The organism is Citrobacter freundii complex sp. CFNIH2, assembly GCF_002880615.1.
Taxonomy (GTDB): domain Bacteria; phylum Pseudomonadota; class Gammaproteobacteria; order Enterobacterales; family Enterobacteriaceae; genus Citrobacter_A; species Citrobacter_A amalonaticus_F.
On sequence record NZ_CP025757.1, the window covers coordinates 1113554 to 1131376 of the forward strand.

The 17823-nt window shown below is 51.6% G+C and carries 17 protein-coding genes; 11 read left to right on the forward strand and 6 right to left on the reverse strand.

What is annotated here, in order from left to right; translation table 11 throughout:
• The first annotated feature begins 61 nt into the window (after window positions 1-61).
• Entirely contained in the window at window positions 62-970 is a 909-nt protein-coding gene (gene galU / locus WM46_RS05715; RefSeq protein WP_043000503.1) for a UTP--glucose-1-phosphate uridylyltransferase GalU, read from the forward strand.
• Between the two features lie 139 nt (window positions 971-1109).
• Here the strand turns inward: galU and hns are convergent, their stop codons facing one another.
• The gene (hns, locus tag WM46_RS05720; protein WP_042318627.1) at window positions 1110-1523 is read right to left on the reverse strand and encodes a histone-like nucleoid-structuring protein H-NS; all 414 of its coding nucleotides are present in this window, start codon (window positions 1521-1523) and stop codon (window positions 1110-1112) included.
• A 603-nt stretch (window positions 1524-2126) separates the two neighbouring features.
• Here hns and tdk point away from each other — a divergent pair.
• Complete coding sequence (gene tdk, locus WM46_RS05725; protein WP_102603785.1) at window positions 2127-2744, forward strand: thymidine kinase; 618 nt, start codon at window positions 2127-2129, stop codon at window positions 2742-2744.
• A 113-nt stretch (window positions 2745-2857) separates the two neighbouring features.
• Here the strand turns inward: tdk and adhE are convergent, their stop codons facing one another.
• A complete protein-coding gene (adhE, locus tag WM46_RS05730) occupies window positions 2858-5533 on the reverse strand; it encodes a bifunctional acetaldehyde-CoA/alcohol dehydrogenase (RefSeq protein WP_102601689.1) in 2676 nt (891 codons plus the stop codon).
• Between the two features lie 476 nt (window positions 5534-6009).
• Between adhE and ychE the strand changes: the two genes are divergently transcribed.
• The 7 genes from ychE (at window position 6010) to WM46_RS05770 (ending at window position 13911) form a co-directional block, all read left to right on the forward strand.
• Window positions 6010-6657: an NAAT family transporter YchE gene (gene ychE, locus WM46_RS05735; RefSeq protein WP_042318631.1), complete on the forward strand. Its 648-nt coding sequence runs from the start codon at window positions 6010-6012 to the stop codon at window positions 6655-6657.
• 752 nt (window positions 6658-7409) lie between these two features.
• Window positions 7410-9038 (forward strand): oligopeptide ABC transporter substrate-binding protein OppA, encoded by a 1629-nt coding sequence (gene oppA, locus WM46_RS05745; RefSeq protein ID WP_043000506.1) that lies wholly within the window; start codon window positions 7410-7412, stop codon window positions 9036-9038.
• A 119-nt stretch (window positions 9039-9157) separates the two neighbouring features.
• A complete protein-coding gene (gene oppB / locus WM46_RS05750) occupies window positions 9158-10078 on the forward strand; it encodes an oligopeptide ABC transporter permease OppB (RefSeq protein ID WP_043000507.1) in 921 nt (306 codons plus the stop codon).
• Between the two features lie 14 nt (window positions 10079-10092).
• Complete coding sequence (oppC, locus tag WM46_RS05755; protein ID WP_061077693.1) at window positions 10093-11001, forward strand: oligopeptide ABC transporter permease OppC; 909 nt, start codon at window positions 10093-10095, stop codon at window positions 10999-11001.
• 11 nt (window positions 11002-11012) lie between these two features.
• A complete protein-coding gene (gene oppD, locus WM46_RS05760) occupies window positions 11013-12026 on the forward strand; it encodes a murein tripeptide/oligopeptide ABC transporter ATP-binding protein OppD (protein WP_061077692.1) in 1014 nt (337 codons plus the stop codon).
• Window positions 12023-13027 (forward strand): murein tripeptide/oligopeptide ABC transporter ATP-binding protein OppF, encoded by a 1005-nt coding sequence (gene oppF / locus WM46_RS05765; RefSeq protein ID WP_061077691.1) that lies wholly within the window; start codon window positions 12023-12025, stop codon window positions 13025-13027. The genes oppD and oppF overlap by 4 nt, the downstream gene beginning before the upstream one ends.
• A 47-nt stretch (window positions 13028-13074) precedes the next feature.
• The gene (locus tag WM46_RS05770) at window positions 13075-13911 is read left to right on the forward strand and encodes an ion transporter (RefSeq protein WP_102601690.1); all 837 of its coding nucleotides are present in this window, start codon (window positions 13075-13077) and stop codon (window positions 13909-13911) included.
• A 37-nt stretch (window positions 13912-13948) separates the two neighbouring features.
• On the opposite strand, the gene WM46_RS05775 is transcribed toward WM46_RS05770, so the two are convergent.
• On the reverse strand, window positions 13949-14278 hold the full coding sequence (locus WM46_RS05775; RefSeq protein ID WP_061077689.1) for an HI1450 family dsDNA-mimic protein: 330 nt from the start codon (window positions 14276-14278) through the stop codon (window positions 13949-13951).
• 34 nt (window positions 14279-14312) lie between these two features.
• Window positions 14313-15773, reverse strand: a complete 1461-nt coding sequence (gene cls, locus WM46_RS05780) for a cardiolipin synthase (protein ID WP_061077688.1) — start codon at window positions 15771-15773, stop codon at window positions 14313-14315.
• Window positions 15774-15914: 141 nt separating this feature from the next.
• On the opposite strand from cls, the gene WM46_RS26305 reads away from it, so the two are divergent.
• A complete protein-coding gene (locus WM46_RS26305) occupies window positions 15915-16088 on the forward strand; it encodes a YciY family protein (RefSeq protein ID WP_086512586.1) in 174 nt (57 codons plus the stop codon).
• A 41-nt stretch (window positions 16089-16129) separates the two neighbouring features.
• Here WM46_RS26305 and WM46_RS05785 read toward each other — a convergent pair whose 3' ends face one another.
• Window positions 16130-16426 (reverse strand): YciI family protein, encoded by a 297-nt coding sequence (locus WM46_RS05785; protein ID WP_046481037.1) that lies wholly within the window; start codon window positions 16424-16426, stop codon window positions 16130-16132.
• Window positions 16427-16638: 212 nt separating this feature from the next.
• Between WM46_RS05785 and tonB the strand changes: the two genes are divergently transcribed.
• Window positions 16639-17355 (forward strand): TonB system transport protein TonB, encoded by a 717-nt coding sequence (tonB, locus tag WM46_RS05790; RefSeq protein ID WP_102603786.1) that lies wholly within the window; start codon window positions 16639-16641, stop codon window positions 17353-17355.
• A 48-nt stretch (window positions 17356-17403) separates the two neighbouring features.
• Here tonB and yciA read toward each other — a convergent pair whose 3' ends face one another.
• Window positions 17404-17802: an acyl-CoA thioester hydrolase YciA gene (gene yciA / locus WM46_RS05795; RefSeq protein ID WP_061077687.1), complete on the reverse strand. Its 399-nt coding sequence runs from the start codon at window positions 17800-17802 to the stop codon at window positions 17404-17406.
• Between the last annotated feature and the right edge of the window lie 21 nt (window positions 17803-17823).

The window sequence follows — 17823 nt, forward strand, 5'->3', positions numbered from 1 at the left end:
TACTCGATGCGATACAGATTGATGAACACGTTCAATACATGAACAGTCCAGGAGAATTTAAATGGCTGCCATTAACACGAAAGTCAAAAAAGCCGTTATCCCGGTAGCGGGATTAGGAACCAGGATGTTACCGGCGACGAAAGCGATCCCGAAGGAGATGTTGCCGCTGGTTGATAAGCCATTAATTCAGTATGTCGTAAACGAGTGTATTGCCGCGGGCATCACTGAAATTGTACTGGTGACGCACTCCTCGAAAAATTCGATTGAAAACCACTTCGATACCAGTTTTGAACTGGAAGCGATGCTGGAAAAACGCGTTAAGCGCCAGTTACTCGAAGAAGTACAGTCTATTTGTCCGCCACACGTCACGATAATGCAGGTTCGTCAGGGTCTGGCAAAAGGCCTGGGCCATGCGGTATTGTGCGCCCATCCGGTTGTCGGTAATGAGCCTGTCGCGGTTATTTTGCCTGACGTTATTCTTGATGAGTTTGAGTCCGATTTATCCCAGGATAATCTGGCTGAAATGATCCGTCGATTCGATGAAACCGGAAATAGCCAGATTATGGTTGAACCGGTCGCGGATGTGACCGCATACGGTGTGGTTGACTGTAAAGGCGTACCGCTGGCACCGGGTGAAAGCGTGCCAATGGTGGGCGTTGTTGAGAAACCTAAAGCCGATGTCGCCCCGTCAAACCTGGCGATTGTTGGCCGCTACGTGCTGAGCGCGGATATCTGGCCTCTGCTGGCGAAAACCCCTCCAGGCGCGGGTGACGAAATTCAGTTGACTGACGCGATTGACATGCTGATCGAAAAAGAGACGGTTGAAGCCTATCATATGAAAGGGAAGAGCCACGACTGCGGCAATAAATTAGGTTATATGCAGGCGTTTGTGGAATATGGCATTCGACATAATTCGCTTGGTAGCGAATTTAAGGCCTGGCTCGAAGAAGAGATGGGTATTAAAAAGTAACCAGACGTTATAATTAACGAACTGAGACGGCGCTGACATCCAGCGCCGTTTTTTTATACCAACGCTTTATGAAAAATCGGCAGATTGCAGGCATAAAAAATCCCGCAGAACGCGGGATTTTAAGCAGGGTAGTTACAGATTATTCCTTGATCAGGAAATCGTCCAGTTGTTTACCTTGCTCTTCCATTGCTTTCTTGATCACTGCCGGAGTACGACCCTGACCAGTCCAGGTTTTAGTTTCACCGTTTTCGTCAACGTAGCTATATTTAGCCGGACGCGCTGCACGTTTAGCTTTGGTGCCGGATTTAACCGCCGCCATGCTATTCAGCAGTTCATTCGGATCAATACCGTCAGCAATCAGCATTTCACGATATTGTTGCAGTTTACGAGTACGCTCTTCAACTTCAGCGGCTGCCGCGCTTTCTTCTTCACGACGTTCGTTAACAACAACTTCTAATTTTTCCAGCATTTCTTCCAGCGTCTCAAGGGTACATTCTCTTGCCTGCGCACGAAGAGTACGGATGTTGTTCAGAATTTTAAGTGCTTCGCTCATTGTAGTAATCTCAAACTTATATTGGGGTGGTTTGTTGAGCTAATAATAGAGCGTTAAATTCAGATGTGCAATAGCCAGGAATGTAAGGAATTCAAAATTGCCCTTTATTTTTTGCCTGCTATAAATATCCGAACTTAAATTTTTCTTGAAGGAACGCACAAAAAAGGGCTTATTGGCTGAGCGGTTACTCCTTTTTTCAGTCGAGAACATCCGGATTCAGGTCACATTTTCACATGATGAAATAGACGTTCATTGTAATGATTTCAACCTTTTGTATTAGTTTTGTTGATGGGCACAGTCTATTACTTTGCAACAGTTATGTAGAACAGTAACAATAAGTTCAGGGTTTCCATTAGGTCGGCGTTGATAAGCAGCGTTGATGAATATCAAACGCACATTACGACAAGAATGGGATCTGTCGCGCGTTGTTTGTTCAATTGTTAATTCGTATTTTCCGTACATTCGGCCCTACAGATTTTTCTCGCGCCGGGAGGGTGAGGCGAAAGATATAGCCAACAGGAGCAGAACCAGGCACCGATAACGATTGAAATTATGCTACACTGCGCCCCGTCTTTATTTCACTTTGGTGAGGGTCTGTGGCCGATGGCACAGCTATATTTCTACTATTCAGCAATGAATGCAGGTAAGTCGACTGCCTTACTGCAATCTTCATACAATTACCAGGAACGCGGGATGCGTACTGTCGTATATACCGCGGAAATAGACGATCGTTATGGCGCGGGGAAAGTGAGTTCGCGTATCGGGTTGTCTTCCCCCGCCAAATTGTTTAACCAGAATTCATCGTTGTATGAAGAGATTGCAGCCGATAATGCGCAACAACCTATTCATTGCGTGCTGGTGGATGAATGTCAGTTTTTAACCCGGCAGCAGGTTTATGAATTATCGGAAGTTGTTGATCAACTGGATATTCCGGTGTTGTGCTACGGATTACGTACCGATTTTCGCGGTGAGCTGTTTGTGGGCAGCCAATACCTGTTGGCGTGGTCAGATAAGCTGGTGGAATTAAAAACGATCTGCTTCTGTGGGCGTAAAGCAAGTATGGTGTTGCGTCTTGATCAGGCTGGCAGACCTTATAATGAAGGCGAACAGGTGGTTATTGGCGGCAACGAGCGGTATGTCTCGGTCTGTCGTAAGCATTATAAGGAAGCGCTGGAGGAGGGCTCTCTGACAGCGATACAGGAACGCCATACCCACGATTAACCTCTCATCCTGATAAACGCTGAACCGTTTACAGAGCCGCAGAGACGGATTTCGAAGACAAAAAAAGCGGCCTCATCAGAGGCCGCTTTTACGTGGTAACTGTTTAGCGAGAATTACGCAGATTTCTTCGCTTTTTTCTCTGCTTTCGGTGCAGCGGCAACGTCTTTCGCCGCCGGGGTCCCTTCAGAGAACTCACGACCGTAGAAGGTATCCAGCAGGATCTGTTTCAGTTCGGAGATCAGTGGGTAGCGCGGGTTAGCGCCGGTGCACTGGTCATCGAATGCATCTTCAGACAGCTTGTCTACGTGAGCCAGGAAGTCAGCTTCCTGAACGCCTGCTTCACGGATTGACTTCGGAATACCCAGTTCAGCTTTCAGGCTTTCCAGCCATGCCAGCAGTTTCTCGATCTTCGCAGCAGTACGGTCGCCCGGTGCGCTCAGACCCAGATGGTCTGCGATTTCAGCATAACGACGGCGTGCCTGCGGACGGTCATACTGGCTGAAAGCAGTCTGCTTGGTCGGGTTGTCGTTCGCGTTGTAGCGAATAACGTTGCTGATCAACAGGGCGTTCGCCAGACCGTGCGGAATGTGGAACTGCGAGCCCAGTTTGTGCGCCATGGAGTGACACACGCCGAGGAAGGCGTTCGCAAACGCGATACCGGCGATAGTGGCTGCACTGTGAACACGTTCACGGGCGACCGGGTTTTTAGACCCTTCGTTGTAAGACGCCGGCAGGTTTTCTTTCAGCAGTTTCAGCGCTTGCAGTGCCTGACCGTCAGAGAACTCAGAAGCCAGTACGGAAACGTAAGCTTCCAGGGCGTGAGTGACGGCATCCAGACCACCGAAGGCACACAGGGACTTCGGCATGTCCATGACCAGGTTAGCATCGACAATCGCCATATCCGGGGTCAGGGCATAGTCAGCCAGCGGGTATTTCTGACCGGTCGCATCGTCGGTAACAACCGCAAACGGAGTCACTTCAGAACCGGTACCAGATGTGGTGGTGACCGCAACCATTTTCGCTTTGACACCCATTTTCGGGAACTTGTAGATACGTTTACGGATATCCATAAAGCGCAGCGCCAGTTCTTCGAAGTGAGTTTCCGGATGTTCGTACATCACCCACATGATTTTCGCGGCGTCCATCGGGGAACCGCCACCTAGCGCGATGATCACGTCAGGTTTGAAGGAATTTGCCAGCTCTGCACCCTTACGGACAACAGAGAGGGTCGGGTCCGCTTCCACTTCAAAGAACACTTCAGTTTCAACGCCAGCCGCTTTCAGCACAGAGGTGATCTGGTCTGCATAACCGTTGTTGAACAGGAAGCGGTCAGTCACGATGAGCGCACGTTTGTGGCCATCAGTAATCACTTCATCCAGCGCGATTGGCAGTGAGCCACGGCGGAAGTAGATAGATTTCGGAAGTTTGTGCCACAACATGTTTTCAGCTCGCTTAGCAACGGTTTTCTTGTTGATCAGGTGTTTTGGACCAACGTTTTCAGAGATGGAGTTACCACCCCAGGAACCACAACCCAGAGTCAGGGAAGGTGCGAGTTTGAAGTTATACAGGTCACCGATACCACCCTGAGATGCCGGGGTGTTGATCAGGATACGTGCGGTTTTCATCATCTGACCGAAGTAAGCCACGCGCTCCGGCTGGTTGTCCTGATCGGTGTACAGGCAAGAGGTATGACCGATACCGCCCATCGCCACCAGTTTCTCCGCTTTAATGACCGCGTCTTCAAAATCTTTCGCACGGTACATCGCCAGCGTCGGGGACAGTTTTTCGTGAGCGAACGGTTCGCTCTCATCAACCACTTTCACTTCACCGATCAGAATCTTAGTGGTTTCTGGCACCGTGAAGCCTGCCAGTTCAGCGATTTTGTACGCAGGCTGACCCACGATAGCGGCGTTCAGCGCGCCATTTTTCAGGATCACGTCCTGAACGGCTTTCAGCTCTTTACCCTGCAGCATGTAGCCGCCGTGGCTGGCGAAACGTTCGCGAACGGCATCGTAAACGGAATCAACCACAACAACAGACTGTTCAGAAGCACAAATAACACCGTTGTCGAAGGTTTTGGACATCAGTACAGAGGCGACAGCGCGTTTGATATCAGCGGTTTCATCGATAACCACCGGGGTGTTACCTGCGCCCACGCCGATTGCCGGTTTACCGGAGCTGTATGCAGCTTTAACCATGCCCGGACCACCGGTCGCCAGAATCAGGTTGATATCCGGGTGGTGCATCAGCGCGTTAGACAGTTCAACGGATGGTTGATCGATCCAGCCAATCAGGTCTTTCGGTGCACCGGCAGCGATAGCAGCCTGCAGCACAATATCAGCCGCTTTGTTGGTTGCATCTTTTGCACGAGGGTGCGGAGAGAAGATGATCGCGTTACGGGTTTTCAGGCTAATCAGAGACTTAAAGATTGCCGTAGAGGTTGGGTTAGTGGTTGGTACGATGCCGCAGATGATACCGATTGGTTCAGCAATGGTGATGGTCCCGAAGGTGTCGTCTTCAGACAGCACGCCGCAGGTTTTTTCATCTTTGTAAGCGTTATAGATGTACTCAGAAGCAAAGTGGTTTTTAATCACTTTATCTTCGACGATACCCATGCCGGATTCGGCAACGGCCATCTTCGCGAGAGGAATTCGAGCATCTGCGGCAGCCAGAGCGGCGGCGCGGAAGATTTTATCAACTTGTTCTTGAGTGAAACTGGCATATTCACGCTGGGCTTTTTTGACGCGCTCGACGAGTGCGTTAAGTTCAGCGACATTAGTAACAGCCATAATGCTCTCCTGATAATGTTAAACTTTTTTAGTAAATCATCTGCTCGATACGTGAGTATAGACAGCGGGCGTTAGTTTGTATAACAGCCAGAAAATCAATTGGTTACTTAACGTTCAGTTGGCTCTGATTTACTAAAAGAGCTTATGCGTCAGCGTCATCTAACTCTAACGCGTTACTTCCAGGTGGCGTAAGCAAGGTTACTCACTTCTGAGTAGCGATTACGTGATCTGGATCAAGATTTAGCAAAGCTGACACCTTTCAGCAGGCCGTTTTAGCCCTAAACGCTAAGTGTTGTTTAATTGTAGTGGTGAATGGGTCTTAAATTATCATAATTAAAACATATTAATAACACTCAGGAATGGTAGCAATTTTACGTTTGCCCTGGTGAAATGTGCTGTGAAAAGGCGTATCTTCAGCACGGTTTTTACCCGGTTATTTTAACTTACTTTATACGGCTAACGCTTCGGAGCTAACCGTGATCCAAACGCTGTTTGATTTTCCTGTTTATTTCAAATTTTTCATCGGGTTGTTCGCGTTAGTGAACCCGGTTGGGATTATTCCTGTCTTCATCAGTATGACCAGCTACCAGACAGCGGCGGCGCGCAACAAAACGAACCTCACTGCCAACCTGTCCGTAGCGATCATTCTGTGGACCTCGTTATTCCTCGGCGACGGCATTCTGCAACTGTTCGGTATCTCGATTGATTCGTTTCGTATCGCCGGCGGGATCCTTGTGGTCACCATTGCGATGTCGATGATTAGCGGCAAACTGGGTGAGGATAAGCAGAACAAGCAGGAAAAATCAGAAACGGCGATCCGGGAAAGCGTGGGCGTGGTTCCTCTGGCGCTGCCGCTGATGGCAGGCCCCGGCGCGATCAGTTCAACCATTGTGTGGGGAACGCGTTATCACAGCGTGATGTACCTGCTTGGCTTCTTTGTGGCGATTGCGATTTTTGCCCTGTGCTGTTGGGGACTTTTCCGCATGGCACCGTGGCTGGTGCGTGTTCTGGGCCAGACGGGCATTAACGTGATTACCCGAATTATGGGCCTGCTCCTAATGGCGCTGGGCATTGAGTTTATTGTCACAGGTATTAAGGCCATATTTCCTGGGCTATTAAGCTAATTCGCTTTCAGATGAAATAACTTACGGAGCTGTTCGCGGCTCCGTCTGTCTTTATCTTCCCGTCTCGTCACCTTTTTTACTTTCAGTCCCGCCCACCGGGAATCATTGATGCCTCTGCCTGTATTAAGCCCCTTGATTTAATTGCGCTTTTAATCCCGCTATGAGTCTTTGCTTTGTTATTTTGCTCACATCACAATCCTGGGCTTGCTGAAGGATAATTGAGATGATATTAGTTAATTCAATGAACTTGCAGAGGAATGTGCTAAAAAATAACCAATTGTTAATTTTTTGTACATTTTTACGCCTTTTGCAGAGCTCAACAGTCTCAGGCTGATGAGTTGTTAATAATTGCATGATTAATAAGCAATTATTGTTATTTTGTCTGTTTCGGAACGTTCCGCCGGAACGCTATTTTTTCTCTAAAAGAGAATTGCTTAACAAATCTGTAAATTGTATTGGCGGTTAATTAATGCTTTTGTTACTTTCCGACAGTTCATATTGCAGCGGATTGCTCGTTGATGAGAATAAATATCAACAAAGCGGTTTGGCCACTATTCATGCGCCCCTGACAGGGGAGGCGTATAACGAATCGACGTAAGGTGATCAAACGAATCGCCAGAATAATTAAAGTCGGTGATAGCAGGCAGTAAACGACCTGACAGCTGAAAGTCTCCGGAGCTGCTCAGAGATCCCTAAGGGGATTAACAGGCTGGTGATAAAACCAGTAATTATAATGAGGGAGTACAAACACAATGACCAACACGAAGAAAAGTTTAGTGGCGGCAGGAATTTTAACTGCGCTCATCGCCGGAAATGTGGCGACGGCTGCCGTCGTCCCCGCTGGTGTTCAACTGGCGGAAAAACAGACGCTGGTGCGAAATAATGGTTCGGAAGTTCAGTCCCTCGATCCGCATAAAATCGAAGGGGTGCCGGAATCCAATATCAGCCGCGATCTGTTTGAAGGGTTAATCATCAGTGACGTCGACGGTAAACCGTCTCCTGGCGTGGCTGAAAAATGGGAAAATAAAGATTTTAAAGTCTGGACATTCCATCTGCGCAAAGATGCAAAATGGTCCGATGGCTCACCGGTGACGGCCCACGATTTTGTTTACAGCTGGCAGCGTCTGGCGAATCCGAATACCGCATCCCCGTATGCCAGTTATCTACAGTATGGTCATATCGTCAATATTGATGACATCGTTGCCGGCAAGAAACCGCCAACCGATCTTGGCGTTAAAGCCATCGATGATAATACCTTTGAAGTGACCCTCAGCGAGCCTGTTCCTTATTTCTACAAACTGTTGGTGCACTCATCCGTTTCCCCGGTTCCTAAAGCCGCCGTTGAAAAGTACGGTGAGAAGTGGACTCAGCCAGCCAATATCATCACCAACGGTGCGTATAAGCTGAAAGACTGGGTCGTTAACGAGCATATCGTGCTCGAACGCAATCCTAATTACTGGGACAACGCCAAAACGGTCATTAATCAGGTGACGTACCTGCCGATCGCGTCAGAAGTGACAGACGTTAACCGCTACCGCAGCGGTGAAATCGACATGACCTATAACAACATGCCGATTGAACTGTTCCAGAAGCTGAAAAAAGAGATCCCGAACGAAGTTCACGTTGACCCGTATCTGTGCACCTACTATTACGAAATCAATAACCAGAAAGCACCGTTTACGGATGTCCGCGTGCGTACCGCGCTTAAGCTGGCGCTGGACCGCGATATTATCGTTAATAAAGTGAAAAACCAGGGCGATCTGCCGGCATACAGCTTCACGCCTCCGTATACTGACGGCGCAAAACTGGCTGAACCAGAATGGTTTGGCTGGACGCAGGAAAAACGTAACGAAGAAGCGAAAAAATTACTGGCCGAAGCCGGATATACCGCTGATAAACCGTTGACCTTCAACCTGCTGTATAACACCTCCGATCTGCACAAAAAACTGGCTATCGCCGCGGCGTCCATCTGGAAGAAAAACTTAGGTGTGAACGTCAAGCTGGAAAACCAGGAGTGGAAAACCTTCCTCGATACGCGTCATCAGGGCAACTATGATGTCTCCCGTGCGGCCTGGTGTGCGGATTACAACGAACCGACCTCCTTCCTGAACATGGTGCTGTCTGATAGCTCAAACAACACGACGCATTATAAGAGCCCGGCGTTTGACAAGATCCTCGCCGATGCGCTGAAAGCAACGAATGAAGAGCAGCGCACTGAGCTTTACGGTAAAGCCGAACAGCAGCTTGATAAAGATTCTGCGATCGTGCCGGTGTTCTACTACGTCAACGCCCGTCTGGTGAAACCGTGGGTGGGTGGTTATACCGGTAAAGACCCGATGGATAATATCCACGTCAAAGACTTGTATATTATCAAGCATTAATGGCAAAGGGTGGGGCAGCAGACGTTGCCCCACAGTGTCTTTTTTCGTCGACTCTCAACACCTCTCATTAGCGGTTCTGCGTGAAGGGGTGTAAAGGCACTCGCCAGAAGGTACGGGCAATGTTGAAATTTATTCTACGCCGCTGTCTGGAAGCAATTCCGACGCTGTTTATTCTTATTACCATTTCGTTCTTTATGATGCGTCTTGCGCCGGGAAGTCCCTTCACCGGTGAACGCGCGCTGCCGGCAGAAGTTCTGGCAAACATTGAAGCGAAATACCATCTTAACGACCCCATCATGACCCAGTATTTCAGCTATCTGAAGCAGCTGGCGCACGGTGATTTCGGTCCTTCTTTTAAATACAAAGATTATACGGTTAACGATCTGGTCGCTTCGAGTTTTCCGGTATCGGCGAAACTGGGCCTTGCCGCCTTTTTTCTGGCCGTGATCCTCGGGGTGAGCGCTGGCGTGATTGCCGCGTTGAAGCAAAACACGCGATGGGACTATGCGGTCATGGGGGTGGCCATGACCGGGGTGGTGATACCGAGCTTTGTGGTTGCGCCTCTGCTGGTCATGATATTCGCGATCACCCTCAAATGGCTGCCGGGTGGCGGCTGGAACGGTGGGGCGCTGAAATTTATGATCCTGCCGATGGTGGCGTTATCACTGGCCTATATTGCCAGTATTGCGCGTATCACCCGTGGCTCGATGATTGAAGTGTTGCACTCAAACTTCATCCGCACCGCGCGAGCCAAAGGGCTGCCGATGCGCCGTATCATTTTCCGCCATGCGTTGAAACCGGCGTTACTCCCGGTGCTCTCTTATATGGGGCCGGCATTTGTCGGGATTATCACAGGTTCAATGGTCATTGAGACAATCTATGGTTTGCCGGGGATCGGTCAGCTGTTTGTTAACGGCGCGCTGAACCGCGATTACTCGCTGGTGCTCAGCCTGACGATCCTCGTGGGGACATTGACTATTGTCTTTAATGCGATTGTTGACGTGCTCTATGCCGTCATCGACCCGAAAATTCGTTACTGATACTGGAGCTCGCGATGATGTTAGGTAAGAAAAACAGCGAAGCGCTGGAGAATTTCAGTGAGAAGCTGGAGGTCGAGGGGCGCAGCCTGTGGCAGGATGCGCGCCGTCGTTTTATGCATAACCGCGCGGCGGTTGCCAGTCTGATTGTGCTGGTGATGATTGCGCTGTTCGTGACGCTGGCACCGATGCTGTCGCAGTTCACCTACTTTGATACCGATTGGGGAATGATGTCCAGCGCGCCGGATACCGAGTCCGGCCACTATTTTGGTACCGACTCCTCCGGGCGCGACCTGCTGGTGCGCGTGGCGATTGGCGGGCGGATTTCACTGATGGTCGGCATCGCTGCCGCACTGGTGGCGGTGGTGGTGGGGACACTGTACGGCTCGCTTTCAGGCTATCTGGGCGGCAAAATCGACTCTGTGATGATGCGCCTGCTGGAAATCCTCAACTCCTTCCCGTTTATGTTCTTCGTTATTCTGCTGGTCACCTTCTTCGGACAAAACATTCTGCTGATTTTTGTGGCGATCGGGATGGTCTCCTGGTTGGATATGGCGCGTATTGTGCGTGGGCAGACCCTGAGTCTGAAGCGGAAAGAATTTATTGAAGCCGCGCAGGTGGGCGGCGTCTCGACTGGCAACATCGTACTGCGTCATATTGTACCTAACGTGCTGGGCGTGGTAGTGGTGTACGCCTCCTTGCTGGTGCCAAGCATGATCCTGTTCGAATCCTTCCTCAGCTTCCTGGGGTTGGGGACACAGGAGCCGCTGAGCAGTTGGGGCGCGTTGCTGAGCGATGGCGCCAACTCGATGGAAGTGTCGCCGTGGCTACTGCTGTTCCCGGCTGCTTTTCTGGTGGTGACGTTGTTCTGTTTTAACTTTATTGGCGATGGCCTGCGTGATGCCCTCGACCCGAAAGACCGTTAAGGAGTGCAGCCATGAGCGTAATTGAAACTGCAGGCGTGCCGTTCGCGCAGCAAAGGGCTAACGCACTGCTGGACGTAAAAGATCTTCGGGTGACGTTCAGTACCCCGGACGGTGATGTCACCGCGGTGAATGATTTAAACTTTACGCTGCGCGCCGGAGAAACCCTCGGCATCGTCGGTGAGTCTGGTTCAGGTAAATCACAGACCGCGTTTGCGTTGATGGGGCTGCTGGCCGCGAATGGCCGGATTGGCGGTTCGGCGACGTTCAGTGGCCGCGAGATCCTCAATCTGCCGGAGCGCGAACTGAATAAGCTGCGCGCCGAACAGATCTCGATGATTTTCCAGGACCCAATGACCTCGCTGAATCCCTACATGCGTGTCGGGGAGCAACTGATGGAAGTGCTGATGCTGCATAAAAGCATGAGCAAAGCGGAGGCGTTTGAAGAGTCGGTCAGAATGCTGGACGCGGTCAAGATGCCGGAAGCGCGTAAGCGGATGAAGATGTTCCCGCATGAGTTTTCCGGCGGTATGCGTCAGCGCGTGATGATCGCAATGGCGCTGCTGTGCAGGCCGAAGTTGCTGATTGCCGACGAACCGACGACCGCGCTGGACGTCACCGTTCAGGCGCAAATCATGACGCTTCTCAATGAACTGAAGCGTGAATTCAACACCGCCATCATCATGATTACCCACGATCTCGGGGTCGTGGCCGGGATTTGCGACAAAGTGCTGGTGATGTATGCCGGGCGGACTATGGAATACGGTAATGCCCGCGATGTCTTTTATCAGCCCGTTCATCCATATTCGATTGGTCTGCTGAATGCGGTGCCGCGTCTGGATGGCGAAGGTGACGAGATGCTGACTATTCCGGGGAACCCGCCTAACTTACTGCGTCTGCCGAAAGGCTGTCCGTTCCAGCCGCGCTGTCCGCATGCGATGGAGATTTGTAGCACCACACCGCCGCTGGAGGAGTTCAGTCCAGGACGCCTGCGCGCCTGCTTTAAACCGGTGGAGGATCTGGCATGAACGCTGTAGATGAAAAACGTAAAGTCCTCCTGGAAATCGCCGATTTGAAGGTGCATTTCGACATTAAAGATGGCAAGCAGTGGTTCTGGCAGCCCTCGAAAACGCTGAAGGCGGTCGATGGCGTGACGCTGCGGCTATATGAAGGGGAGACGCTGGGTGTCGTTGGCGAATCCGGCTGCGGGAAATCGACCTTTGCCCGGGCCATTATCGGGCTGGTAAAAGCAACCGATGGTCGGGTGGCATGGTTGGGTAAAGACCTGCTGGGGATGAAACCTGATGAATGGCGTGACGTGCGCAGTGATATTCAGATGATTTTCCAGGATCCGCTGGCGTCGCTGAATCCTCGCATGACCATTGGTGAAATCATCGCTGAACCGCTGCGGACCTATCATCCGAAACTGCCGCGTCAGGAAGTGCGCGATCGGGTGAAGGCGATGATGATGAAGGTAGGCTTGCTGCCAAACCTGATTAACCGCTATCCGCATGAGTTTTCGGGCGGCCAGTGTCAGCGTATCGGGATTGCCCGGGCGTTGATTCTGGAGCCTAAGCTGATCATCTGCGATGAGCCGGTCTCCGCACTGGACGTGTCAATTCAGGCGCAGGTCGTTAACCTCTTGCAGCAGCTTCAGCGGGAAATGGGCCTGTCGCTGATCTTCATCGCCCATGACCTGGCGGTTGTAAAACACATCTCTGACCGCGTGCTGGTGATGTATCTGGGCCATGCCGTGGAACTGGGGACCTATGACGAGGTCTATCACAATCCGCTGCATCCCTACACCAAAGCGCTGATGTCGGCGGTACCGATTCCCGATCCCGATCTGGAAAAGAACAAGACGATTCAGCTACTGGAAGGGGAGTTACCGTCACCGATTAACCCGCCGTCAGGCTGCGTATTCCGTACCCGCTGCCCAATAGCCGGACCGGAGTGTGCGAAAACGCGTCCGGTACTGGAAGGCAGTTTCCGGCATGCGGTTTCCTGCCTTAAAGTAGACCCGCTATAATCGCAAGGGCTGACAAACTGTCAGCCCTTCTTTTCGCAGAGGTTATCGTGTCGTTTATCTTGTCATCGCTTCGCAGGCAGATTTATCACCGTTTGTTCGACCTGAATACCCGTTCTGGCCGACAGGGTGAGATATTTTGTGCATTGTTTGCGTTGCTGAGCGTTCTGGTTATTTTTATTGAATCAGGCATTGGCACGCAATATCACCTGACGTATGACGAATGGCATATTTTTGTCTGGCTTGAAGTGATCATCACGCTGGTCTTTACGCTGGAATATTTTCTGCGTTTAGTGAGCTGGCCGAATCCGGCGAAATATGTCTTCAGCTTCTGGGGATTAATTGATTTAGCCACTATCCTGCCTTTGTATGTTATGTGGCTGTGGCCGGAAATCAGCCTCGATTACGTTTTTGCCTGGCGGGCCATGCGAGCCATTCGTATCCTGCGGATCCTGAAGCTGTTGCGTTTTATGCCTTCGTTAGGGGTATTCTGGCGGGCGATTTTGAGTGCCAGGCATCAGCTGATTCTGTTTTATTCGTTTATTGGCATTTTGATGATTATCTTCGGCACGCTGATGTATCTCATCGAAGGGCCGGAATATGGATTCACCACGCTGAATGCGTCGGTTTACTGGGCGATTGTGACCGTCACGACGGTCGGGTATGGTGATATTACGCCCCATACGCCGTTGGGGCGGATCGTGGCGTCAGTCCTGATTTTGATTGGCTATTCAGTGATTGCCATTCCTACCGGGTTGATTACCACCCACATGAGCATGGCGTTTCAAAAGCGGAATCAACAGCGCCAATGCCCGCAGTGCCAGCAGAGCCAGCATGAGCATAGCGCGAAATTCTGTAACCACTGCGGCAGTAAATTGCCGGACTAAATAAAAAGAGCCGCGCTGGCGGCTCTTCTTTTCGTCATTACTCGCGCCAGAGAATATGGCAGAGCTTGTGATCTTTTTCGCGACACAGCAGCACGCGGGCAAAAATATCGTTGATCTCGCCGTCTTCGCTGTCCGCCAGACCAATCACCACTTCGGCAAAGAAGTCTGGGTTCAGGTCATAATCCACGTGATCCTGCCAGTCTTCCGACGGGTCAAATAACTCTGCGCCGCCGCGCTCCTCAAACTGCAGGTTGAACAGAATAATGTCCGCCGGGTCGAGGTTATCGGCCGCCAGTTCGAGAAAAATATCGTAAGCCTGCTCAAGCGTTTCGTCTTCAGTCAGGCGATTGTTCAGATCCATATCCATAATGACTACCTGTTTACCGTCTCTTGGGCACGTTTTACAGCAACGGACTGAAGAAGTAAAACAGTCGCTCGGTGATCCGCTGCCAGAGTGGGCGTTTTACCCACAAACTCGCGTCCAGCAGGCGAGAACGGGAAATATAATCGTCCTGCACGGCAGCCAGATCGCCGCCGAATCCGACGTCATCAATGACCAGCGTGATCTCAAAATTCAACCACAGACTGCGCATATCCAGATTCACGGTCCCGACCAGACTGAGTTCACCATCGACCAGTACGCTCTTGGTATGCAACAGGCCGCCTTCAAACTGATAGATTTTCACCCCGGCCGCCAACAGCTCGGTAAAGAAAGCGCGGCTGGCCCAGCCAACCAGGAGCGAATCATTCTTGCGCGGCAGAATAATACTGACGTCCACACCGCGCTGCGCCGCCGTACAGATGGCATGCAGCAAATCGTCGCTTGGCACGAAGTAGGGGGTGGTCATGATTAAATATTCACGCGCCGAGTAAGCCGCCGTCAGCAGCGCCTGGTGAATCAGATCTTCCGGAAAACCAGGGCCGGAAGCGATGGTATGAATCGTGTGTCCGCTGGCCTCTTCGAACGGCATTATGTTGACGTCCGGCGGCGGAGGCAGAATGCGTTTGCCGGTTTCAATCTCCCAGTCGCAGGAATAGACGATGCCCATCGCGGTAGCGACCGGACCTTCCATTCGCGCCATCAGATCCACCCACTGACCGACACCCGCATCCTGTTTGAAAAAGCGCGGATCCACCATGTTCATACTGCCAGTATAGGCAATATAGTTATCAATCATCACCATTTTGCGGTGCTGCCGCAGGTCCATGCGACGCAGGAACACACGGAACAGATTAACCTTCAGCGCTTCGACCACTTCGATACCGGCATTGCGCATCATCGCCGCCCAGGGGCTGCGGAAGAAAGCGACGCTACCGGCAGAGTCGAGCATCAGTCGGCAATGGATCCCGCGTCGTGCGGCAGCCATCAGGGATTCCGCCACCTGATCCGCCATTCCGCCGGGTTGCCAGATATAGAACACCATTTCGATGTTATGTCGCGCCAACTGAATATCGCGGATCAGCGCCTGCATCACATCGTCAGAATCGGTGAGCAACTGGAGTTGGTTGCCTTTAACTCCCGCGATGCCCTGGCGACGCTCACAGAGTTTGAACAGCGAAGCGGCGACGCTGCTGTTCTCTTCGGCGAAGATATGTTTGCAGGCTTTGAGATCGTTCAGCCATTTTGCGGTGGATGGCCACATTGCGCGAGCGCGTTCTGCCCGACGCTTGCCCAGATGCAGTTCCCCGAAGGATAAATAAGCAATAATTCCGACCAGCGGCAGAATATAAATGATCAGCAGCCAGGCCATCGCGGAAGGAACCGCGCGACGTTTCATCAAAATACGTAATGTTACACCGGCAATGAGCACCCAGTAGCCCAGAATGACCAGCCAACTCACCACCGTGTAGAAGGTTGTCATAGATTAAAAATCCTTTTGAAAGCGTATTGTTATGAGTTTACGCGTCATGATAAATCTGGCAAATAAAAACACGGCAAAAGCGCTAGCCTGCCTGTCTGTGGGGGGTATAATGCCCATTCTTGCACTGTAAGAGTAGGTATCATGAAGCGGAGTAGAACGGAAGTGGGACGCTGGCGGATGCTGCGTCAGGCCAGTCGCCGTAAAGCACGTTGGCTTGAAGGACAGTCGCGTCGGAATATGCGGATCCACTCAATCAGAAAATGTGTCCTGAACCAGCAACGTAATTCGCTGCTGTTTGCGATCCATAGCCTCTGAGTGAACAGGGCACCGCATGCGGTGCCCAATGAACACGTCTTTCAGAACGTCTTCTTAAAGGGTTTCACCGAAACCTGCGCGTAAACCCCGGCGGCAACATACGGGTCAGCCTCGGCCCAGGATTTCGCCTCTTCCAGCGAGTCAAATTCAGCAATCACCGTGGAGCCGGTAAAACCTGCCGCACCGGGATCGTTGCTATCTACCGCTGGCATGGGGCCTGCAGTCAGGAGACGTCCTTCGTCGTGAAGCAACTGTAGTCGTGCCAGATGCGCGGGGCGGACGGAAAGACGCTTTTCAAGTGAGTTCTGATTATCTTGCGCGTAGATGACATAAAGCACGGATAGGGCTCCTTGTTCGGTAAAAGTGCTAAATACGTTATTTGAAAGGTCCCTTTACTGCAACGCAAAGATGACAGCCTTGTTAAGGCCGTACAATTGTCAGGGAGTTTTTAGGATAAAAATGGCGCTTATGGCGATGGCTTATTGAATATGATTGCTATTTGCATTTAAAATCGGGGCCTGGTTTTTCAACTGAAACGATTATGACTTCAATGACCCTTGATTTACCTCGTCGCTTCCCCTGGCCGACGTTACTCTCCGTTGGCATTCATGGCGCTTTAGTGGCGGGACTCTTGTATACCTCGGTACATCAGGTTATTGAACTGCCTGCCCCTGCGCAGCCCATCTCCGTAACGATGGTTTCGCCAGCCGACCTGGAACCACCGCAGGCGGTCCAGCCGCCGCCGGAACCGATTGTCGAGCCTGAACCCGAGCCGGAGCCGATTCCCGAACCGCCCAAAGAGGCGCCGGTTGTTATCGAGAAACCGAAGCCTAAACCCAAGCCAAAACCGAAGCCGGTGAAAAAGGTGCAGGAGCAGCCGAAGCGTGATGTCAAACCTGCCGAGCCGCGCCAGGCGTCGCCGTTTGAGAACACCGCGCCTTCGCGTCCGGCCACCAGCACCGCGCCGGCAACCAGTAAGCCGACGGTGAGTGTTCCGGCAGGTCCACGGGCGTTGACGCGTAACCAGCCGCAGTATCCGGCGCGCGCCCAGGCATTACGCATTGAGGGGCGGGTAAAAGTGAAGTTTGATGTCACGGCCGATGGTCGGGTGGACAACGTACAAATTGTATCAGCGCAACCGGCCAACATGTTTGAACGTGAAGTGAAGAATGCGATGCGCAGATGGCGCTATGAAGCCGGTAAACCGGGGTCAGGGCTGGTCGTGAATATCGTCTTCCGCCTGAACGGCACCACGCAAATCGAGTGATCGTGACGCGCTAAGAGAAAAGCCTCCGCAACGGAGGCTTTTTTGTCATTATTGCGCCGGAAGCGGGCGGGGTTTACCGTCCGGATCCACCGCGACGTAGATAAACAGCGCTTCTGTCGCTTTGTAGCGCTGGCCAATCGGCTCTGACGCCACTTTCTTCACCCAGACTTCAATATTGATGCTGACGGAAGTGGTTCCGCGCTTCACGCAACGGGCGTAGCAGCACACCACGTCGCCGACGGCGACCGGGCGCAGGAAGCTCATTCCTTCCACGCGGACAGTCACCACGCGACCATGGGCAATCTCTTTGGCCTGAATGGCACCGCCAATATCCATCTGCGACATCAGCCAGCCGCCAAAAATATCACCGTTGGCATTGGTATCGGCGGGCATAGCCAGTGTGCGTAAAACCAGTTCGCCCTGCGGGGCGTGAATTGTTGTTGTCATTGTAAAACCGACTGTAGAAAA